The organism is Vogesella mureinivorans (genome assembly GCF_007644035.1).
In the GTDB taxonomy this organism is placed as follows: domain Bacteria; phylum Pseudomonadota; class Gammaproteobacteria; order Burkholderiales; family Chromobacteriaceae; genus Vogesella; species Vogesella mureinivorans.
On the sequence record NZ_VMTV02000330.1, the window covers coordinates 1 to 307 of the forward strand.

Sequence of the window (307 nt, forward strand, 5' to 3'; positions counted from 1 at the left end):
GATGATCAGTGGTGATGTTGTCACCGAGCACTGCCAGCGGTCGCAGGCCGGTCAGCGTGCGCGGCTTGGCCAGCGCACCTTCCCAGTAGGGCGGACGGCGGATGTAGGTGCTCATCGGCCGCCAGTCGTACAGCGGGCTGACCTTCTCGCCGCTCTCCAGTTTCAGTTTGAACATCGGCTCGTAGACGGCGCGGAACTGCTCGGGCTTGACCGCGTGCTTCACCACCGCGTCGATCTCGGGATCCGACGGGTACAGGTGCTTGAGGAGGATGGGGGTGACGTCTTGGCGGTGGGGGAGGGCGTTGTG

Annotated in this window: 1 pseudogene; it reads right to left on the reverse strand. The window is 65.1% G+C overall.

Features of this window, described 5'->3' with window-relative positions:
* Positions 1-307: pseudogene (locus FLQ44_RS10110) on the reverse strand (Fe/S-dependent 2-methylisocitrate dehydratase AcnD); the annotation flags it as partial.